The organism is Marinitoga sp. 38H-ov (assembly GCF_011057715.1).
Lineage (GTDB): Bacteria > Thermotogota > Thermotogae > Petrotogales > Petrotogaceae > Marinitoga.
On record NZ_LNGH01000046.1, the window covers coordinates 1 to 7,763 of the forward strand.

The following is a 7,763-nucleotide window of genomic DNA, read 5'->3' on the forward strand; positions in this document are numbered from 1 at the left end:
TCAACTAAATCTCCCACATTTAAAACAAATTCCGGCTTTTCTTCAATTATTTTATCCACTATCATTTTATGTTGTTTATCATAATATCTTGTATCACCATATACAATAAATCTTAAAGTTTTTGTATTATCCTTAGTATAAAAATACCCTTTATAATAATCATCATTTGTTTTTACTTCAAAATAATACTTTGTAGCTGGTTTTAAATCCGTTAATTTTAAATGAATTAATCCAGGTGTTAAATTTTCGAATAATTTAAATAAAATATTATTTTCATATATTTTCACTTGAATATTTTGATCCATTGTTTTAAAATTAATAGTAGCATAAGTTTCTCCTTGATTAGTTAAATATGGTGGCCAAATAAATTTTGCTAATGCTGTATTACTTAGCATATACAATAATGTATATAGTACAAATACCTTGAATTTCTTTTTCATTTTTTTACCCCTTTCTTTAGGAGGATGTTATGAGAAAATTATATTTCTTTATTATTCTTTTTTTAATACTATGGTTAATACCTATTGGAAGTTTAATATTGAACTATTTTGATGTTAAAGATTTTTTTGAAATATTATTCAAAACTAGAACATTAAGAATTTTAAAATATACTTTTTTGCAGGCATCATTATCTGTTATTATATCATTTTTAATATCATTTTTCCCATCATTATATGTAGCTAATAATAAAAACTATTTAAGTAAAATATTAGAAAACTCATTTTTTATACCTTTTTTCTTTCCACCTATACCTACAATAATAGCTTTTTCGTTATTATATAGTTCAAATGGATTAATTAGCAAGCTTTTTAATATAAATATTTTATATTCATTAACTGCTATTATTTTAGCACATTCTTTTTATAACTCTCCAATTTTTGTAAAATATATCTCTGATTCATTAAAATCAATACCGAAAAACTATATTGAAAATGCTATTATTGATGGTTCTAATAGATGGTATATAATAAAATATATTAAAATACCTATAGCACTACCTGCTATTTTAAAAGCGTCATTTCTAGTATTTACATATTCATTTGTAAGCTTTGCTATTGTATTATCATTGGGTGGAATAAAATATTCAACATTTGAAGTTGCTATATTTACTACACTAAGAAGTTCATTAGATTTTTCAAAAGCTTTAACATACGCAATAATTCAATTTATAGTTTTGCTTATATTAAATTATATTATATCATTACCAAAAATATTTGAAATGAATATAGAAGAAAATTATGTAGATAAAAATAATATTTTTGTTATTTTATTTTCAATTATATACTTAATTTTCGAATACTCTATTGTTTTAACCGGAACATTTTCAGGCTTTTTTGATTTTATAAATAGAAAGTTTACTTTAAAAGGGTTTATAAATCTTTTTTCAAAAGATTTAAACGCATATTATCCGATTACAAAATCTTTCTATAATACTATTATAATATCTTCAATTGTAAGTTTCATTGTATTACTATTAACTTATATTATTCTAAGAAATATTAAATCTCATAAACAAGTTATTATTTCAAATATACTTATAATATCATCAATGGGTGTTTCATCGGCATTTTTAGCAATGGGATTATTATATTTAAATATCAACTTTTCAATACCATATTATATTTTACTAGGATTGGGGTATATAATCATATCAGTTCCACTAGCATATACATTTATGCAACAAAGAGTATTATCATTTGATTATTCAATATTAGAAGCTGCTAAAATTGATGGAGCAAATAAGTTAAAATTATTTTTATACATAGAATTTCCGCTTTTAAAAAATACATTAATTGCTGTTTTTTTACAAATATTTGCAATAATTTTCGGAGAATTCACTATTTCTTATACTATGCAATCAATGGATTATTTCCCTTTAATATCAAATATTAATTATTCATTATCAAATGCAAGGTATTATTTAGAAAGTCAGGCTTTGGCTTCTATAACCATTTTAATTGTATTTACAATATTCAATATTTCCAATTTTTTAAATAAAGAAAATTGAAGAAGTTATGAAAATATGATATAATACCAAAAAAGAATAAGGAGTGTTTGTATGGATATTTTGTCTTTTAAGGATAAGGTTTTAGATAAATTAAAAGAAGTAGAAGTTAAACTTTCGGATAGAGAGGTAACTTCTGATTTAGAGTTATTACAAAATTTAGGAAAAGAACATAATAGATTAGCTACACTTAGAGATTTATTTAATGAATTAGAAAGTGCTATAGAAGATAAAGAAACATTACATGTTTTAAAACAAGAAGAAGAGTTGGATGATGAAGAATTTAATTCTATGTTAGAGGAATCTGAAAAAACAATAAAAAAATTAAATATTGAAATTTTAAGTTTATTAATTCCCGGAAATGAAATAAATGAAAGAAATATTATTATGGAAATAAGAGCTGGTACAGGTGGTGATGAAGCTGCCTTATTTGCTTCAGATCTTATGAGAATGTATTTAAAATATGCTGAAAATAATGGATGGAAACATGAAGTATTAGAACTTAGTGATACGGGAATAGGCGGAACAAAAAATGCTGTTATAAAAATAAAAGGAAAAGGTGTTTTTGGAAGATTAAAATATGAAAGTGGTGTTCATAGAGTACAAAGGGTACCTGTTACAGAATCTGGAGGAAGAATACATACCTCTACTGCTACAGTTGCCGTTTTACCTGAGGCTACAGATGTTGATATTAAAATAGATCCAAAAGATTTAAGAATAGATACTTACAGAGCAGGTGGTGCAGGAGGGCAACACGTTAATAAGACTGAGTCGGCTGTTAGAATTGTTCATGAACCTACTGGAATAGTAGTTACTTGTCAAAATGAAAGATCGCAACATCAAAATAAAGAAGCTGCTATGTCAATTTTAAGAGCAAAATTATATGAAGAAGCGTTACGAGAACAACAAGAAAAACTAACTTCACAAAGACGTTCTCAAATTGGAACTGGGGAAAGAAGTGAAAAAATAAGAACATATAATTTCCCACAAAATAGAGTAACTGATCATAGAATTGGGTTTACATCTTATAGACTTAATTTTATTCTTGAAGGAGATTTAGATGAAATAATTGATAAATTAATAGAATGGGATCTTGGAGAAAAACTAGAGAATCTTGAAATATAGGGGGGGATTACATGAAGATTTATTTTGATATGTTTTATAAACTATCGTGGATATTAACTGTTATTACCGGTTTTTCATCTGTTGTTAATACAAATAGAATTAATATATTTTTTCTTTTTTTCTTTACAATTACCTCTCTAATACAATTAGTTGGAACATATTTATTTTCAAAGGAAAATAATAACTTAAAAAGTTTAGTTCATTATTTTAGTATTATATTAATTTCAATATCTTTTTTAATATCTGTTTCTTTAATGAATTTTAATGTTTTAACTTTTATTATTTATTTTGTTTTATATAATTTAATGTTATCATTCATATTAAATAATTACTTTAAGTTTTTTGAAGAGAAGGATCATTTACATTCATTATTAAAAAATTTAAATTTAAATTATTTTGATTTTTTCGATACACAAATACGTATAAAATTATTTGAAAATAAAAAATCAATAATTCCAAATGGTGTTAAAGCAATTGGACCATATTCGCCAGCTTTACAAAAAGATAATGAATTATATGTTTCCGGTCAAATTCCAATAAACTTTGAAACTGGTGAAATACCAGAGACATTTGTAGAACAATCAAAACAAGTTATGGAAAATTTAAAAGATGTTTTAAAAACAGCTGGTTTTACTTTTAAAGATATTGTTCAAGTAAGCGTATTTATAACCGATATGTCAAAATTTAATGAATTTAATGCTATTTATGAAAGCTATTTTGATAAACCTTATCCTGCTAGATTTGTGGTTGAAGTTTCTAAGTTACCAAAAGGCGTTGACATTGAAGTTGCATGTATTGCAAAAAAATAATATTAAGGGGTGATTATATATGATAAAAATAGTTCTTCCAGATGGTTCAGAAAAGGAATACGAAAAAGGCGTTTCAGCAGCTATTATTGCTAAAGATATCTCTGAAGGTTTATACAGAAAAGCTTTAGGAGCATTAGTAAACGGCGAATTATATGATTTAAACAGACCAATAGAAAATGATTCAACTATAAAAATAATTACTGATAAAGATGTAGAAGCTCCTGTTATTTTCAGACACACTATTGCTCATATAATGGCACAAGCTGTAGTTAGATTATATGGAGATGTAAAATTAGCTATAGGTCCTGTTATAGAAAATGGTTTTTATTATGATTTTGACTTAGAAGATAAAATATCTGAAGATGATTTAGAAAAAATCGAAAAAGAAATGAAAAAAATCATAAAAGAAGACTTACCTATTGAAAGATTTGAAATTTCAAAAGAAGAAGCTAAAGAATTATTTAAAGATCAACCATATAAACTTGAATTATTGGATGATATTGAAGATGATTCAGTAACATATTATAAACAAGGTGAGTTTATTGATTTATGTAGAGGACCTCATTTACCTTCTACAGGAAAAATAAAGCATATAAAACTATTATCCGTTTCAGGTGCATATTGGAGAGGAAATGAAAAAAATAAAATGCTTCAAAGAATATACGGTACAGCCTTTGCTAAAAAAGATCAATTAGAAGAATACTTAAAAATGTTAGAAGAAGCTAAAAAAAGAGATCATAGAAAAATTGGTCCTAAATTAGATTTATTTATGTTTGAAAATGAATTAGCCCCTGCTATGCCATTTTTCTTACCAAGAGGAGCAAAGATTATAAATGGATTATTAGATTTTTCAAGAGAATTACATAAAAAATATGGATATGAAGAAGTATTAACTCCTCTAATTATGAATATTAAATTATGGCATCAATCCGGACATTGGGATCATTATCAAGAAAATATGTATTTTACAGAAAAAGATGAAACTCAATATGCTGTAAAACCTATGAATTGTCCAGGGCACATTTTAATTTACAAATCTAAAGTATATAGTTACAAGGATTTACCTATAAGATTATCTGAATTTGGAAAAGTTCATAGATATGAAAGAAGCGGAGTTGTACATGGATTATTTAGAGTTAGATCATTTACTCAAGATGATGCACATATTTATTGTACAAAAGATCAAATTGAAGATGAAATAATTAAAGTTATGGACTTCACAAATGAGTTATATAGTGCTTTTGGATTTGAATACGAAGCAGATTTAAGTACAATGCCAGAAGATCATATGGGTGATGAAAAAACTTGGGAAGTTGCTACAGAAGCATTAAGAAAAGCTTTAGAAAAATCAGGTATTAGTTATAAAATTAATGAAGGCGATGGCGCATTTTATGGACCTAAAATTGATTTCCATATAAGGGATTCTTTAGGAAGAAAATGGCAATGTGCTACAATTCAATTAGATTTCCAAATGCCTGAAAGATTTGATATACATTATGTTGATAATAACAATGAATTGCAAAGACCTGTTATGATTCATAGAGCTATATATGGTTCTATTGAAAGATTCTTTGGTATATTAATCGAAAACTTTGCAGGAGCTTTCCCTACATGGCTATCTCCTGAACAAGTAGCTGTTATTCCAGTTTCTGATAAATATATTGATGCTGCAAAAGAGTTGTATGAAAAATTAGATTCAGAAGGTTTAAGAGTAAAATTAGATGATTCAAATGCTACTGTGGGTTATAAAATTAGAAATGCTCAAATGTTGAAAATACCTTATATGATTGTTATTGGAGAAAAAGAAATTGAAACTAAAAAATACAACGTTAGAACAAGAGATGGAAATACAGTTGAAGACTTAGATCTCAATGATTTCATTAAAACTATTAAAGAAGAAATTAAAAATAGAAGTTTAAAATTAAGTTATTAAATATTAAACTAATAAATTGCCGGGATTTCCGGCAATTTATTTTATTATGAACTATATAGCTCATAATCCAATATAATTCAAATATTTACTGTTTGCTATGTAATATATTACATTGATATAATATTCTGGGAGAGGGAATTATAGAAAATTAATATTAAAATTTGGAGGTGTATTATGAAAAAGTTTTTAGTAGTTTTCATTTTACTATTAAGTATAGCTATTTTTGCTGAAACTACTATTAAAGTAGCTGTTTGGTCTTGGGATGTAGAGCTTTACAAAAAGATCATTCAAAGTTTCAATGAAAAATATCCAGATATCAAAGTTGAAATTGTTGTAAACGAACCTGATGTTAACAGTTTTTTGACAGCTAAAAGTGCTGCTGGCGAAGATTTACCTGATGTTGTTGCTCAATCATGGATGGAATTACATTACCCTGTTTCTCAAGGCTGGGTATATCCACTAAACGATTTTGTTAAAAATGATCCTGATTTTTCATTTGTCCCAAAACAATTACAAAATGCATATTCATATAATGGAGTATTATTTGCTTTACCCGAAAGATTGCATTTTAACACAATAATGGTTAATTTAGATTTATTAGAAAAATTAAATTTAAAAAAGCCTAATTATTTATGGAACATAAACCAATTTAGAACTTTAGCAAGAAGAGGTACTACAAGAGAATATTCAGGTATAGATAATTTATGGGAATTTGATACTTTTATGGCAGCAGTTTTAACAGATCACACAAGTTTTTGGAGTTTTGATATAAATAATTGGAAGTTTGATTTACAAAATGGTGGTTGGATCCCTGCAATTACATTACAAAAACAATTAAAATCCGTACCTGGTTTAGTAGCAGGAGATTTATTTAATCAAGAAATTAGAGACGAAGGCGAATTAGATGATTATCAAAAGAAATTTGGAAGAGATGCTGATGCATTTATGGAAGGTAAAATATTATTTGGATTTAGAGGAACATGGGCTTGGTATGAAAATAATTTAAAAGAACTTTCTTGGAATTATGATATGTATCCAGTTCCTAATGATCCTAAATACGGTTTAAGAATACCTACTCATATTAATTATGCATTTATGACATCAACAACAAAACATCCAAAAGAAGCTTTCTTATTCTTAAAATATTTAACCTATGATCCTAATGGAGTAAAAGAAAGGTTAAGAATTTTAACAAACAATAAAGATGCAGAAGGAAAATTAACAAAAGATTGGTTTATACCTGCAACAATGCACCCAGATGTAGTAAAATACTTTGATAGTGTAGAGTTTATTCCTGATGGAGTTAAGTATATGTTAAAAAGATTAGATAGAACAGTTCAAGTTGATTTATGGAAAATTGTACCTGGTTGGTGGGGTGCAATATGGGATGTAATATTCCCTGTAAATGAAAAAATTAGATCAGGTGAAGTTGAGCCCGAAGCAGTAGCTGCTGAAACAGAAGAAAAAGCAAATGAAATTATTAAAGAAGCATGGGCAAACTTCGAAAATGATTTAAATGACTTTTTAAATAACTTTTATAACAAATAATTTCAATATAATTTAATATGCTCCCCCCAAAATTTGGGGGGATTATATAATAGTCTCCGGTAATAAGTCAAGAGGGAAATAAAAAAACAATGAAAATTAACAAAGATGAAAAATAACAAGAATTCAGAATAATACAGATAGAAAAAAGAGTAAAACAAATATTATGCACATGGTGCAAAAATTAGAATTATTTAGTTGTTTTGTTAATTGTAAACGCTTAATTATTATTATTGATTATTACTATCATCCTTTAAAAACACCATTTTTTTAGAAGATTGAGATAATTCAATAGGATTATAGGATGAATTATTTTTAAGCATATAATAAATACTTCTAACTAGTT

6 protein-coding genes are annotated in these 7,763 nt (G+C 26.1%); 5 read left to right on the forward strand and 1 reads right to left on the reverse strand.

All coding sequences use genetic code 11. The features are described 5' to 3' along the window. The coding region (locus AS160_RS09665) for a hypothetical protein (RefSeq protein WP_165148293.1) at nucleotides 1-440 on the reverse strand (440 nt) is incomplete at its 3' end. Nucleotides 441-469: 29 nt separating this feature from the next. Between AS160_RS09665 and AS160_RS09670 the strand changes: the two genes are divergently transcribed. The 5 genes from AS160_RS09670 (at nucleotide 470) to AS160_RS09690 (ending at nucleotide 7,420) form a co-directional block, all read left to right on the forward strand. Next, nucleotides 470-2,008, forward strand: a complete 1,539-nt coding sequence (locus AS160_RS09670) for an ABC transporter permease subunit (protein ID WP_165148296.1) — start codon at nucleotides 470-472, stop codon at nucleotides 2,006-2,008. Between the two features lie 51 nt (nucleotides 2,009-2,059). Next, nucleotides 2,060-3,130 carry a peptide chain release factor 1 gene (gene prfA, locus AS160_RS09675; RefSeq protein ID WP_165148299.1) on the forward strand — a complete coding sequence of 357 codons (1,071 nt, stop codon included), beginning with the start codon at nucleotides 2,060-2,062 and terminating at the stop codon, nucleotides 3,128-3,130. A gap of 11 nt (nucleotides 3,131-3,141) precedes the next feature. After that, on the forward strand, nucleotides 3,142-3,939 hold the full coding sequence (locus AS160_RS11310; protein ID WP_206528171.1) for a Rid family detoxifying hydrolase: 798 nt from the start codon (nucleotides 3,142-3,144) through the stop codon (nucleotides 3,937-3,939). A 19-nt stretch (nucleotides 3,940-3,958) separates the two neighbouring features. Continuing rightward, nucleotides 3,959-5,872, forward strand: a complete 1,914-nt coding sequence (thrS, locus tag AS160_RS09685) for a threonine--tRNA ligase (protein ID WP_165148302.1) — start codon at nucleotides 3,959-3,961, stop codon at nucleotides 5,870-5,872. Between the two features lie 174 nt (nucleotides 5,873-6,046). After that, nucleotides 6,047-7,420 carry an extracellular solute-binding protein gene (locus AS160_RS09690; RefSeq protein ID WP_165148305.1) on the forward strand — a complete coding sequence of 458 codons (1,374 nt, stop codon included), beginning with the start codon at nucleotides 6,047-6,049 and terminating at the stop codon, nucleotides 7,418-7,420. The last annotated feature ends 343 nt before the right edge of the window (nucleotides 7,421-7,763 follow it).

Coding starts and splice junctions, on each gene's coding strand:
- AS160_RS09670 (WP_165148296.1), top strand. CDS start 470: ATGAGAAAATTATATTTCTTTATTATTCTTTTTTTAATACTATGGTTA.
- prfA (WP_165148299.1), top strand. CDS start 2,060: ATGGATATTTTGTCTTTTAAGGATAAGGTTTTAGATAAATTAAAAGAA.
- AS160_RS11310 (WP_206528171.1), top strand. CDS start 3,142: ATGAAGATTTATTTTGATATGTTTTATAAACTATCGTGGATATTAACT.
- thrS (WP_165148302.1), top strand. CDS start 3,959: ATGATAAAAATAGTTCTTCCAGATGGTTCAGAAAAGGAATACGAAAAA.
- AS160_RS09690 (WP_165148305.1), top strand. CDS start 6,047: ATGAAAAAGTTTTTAGTAGTTTTCATTTTACTATTAAGTATAGCTATT.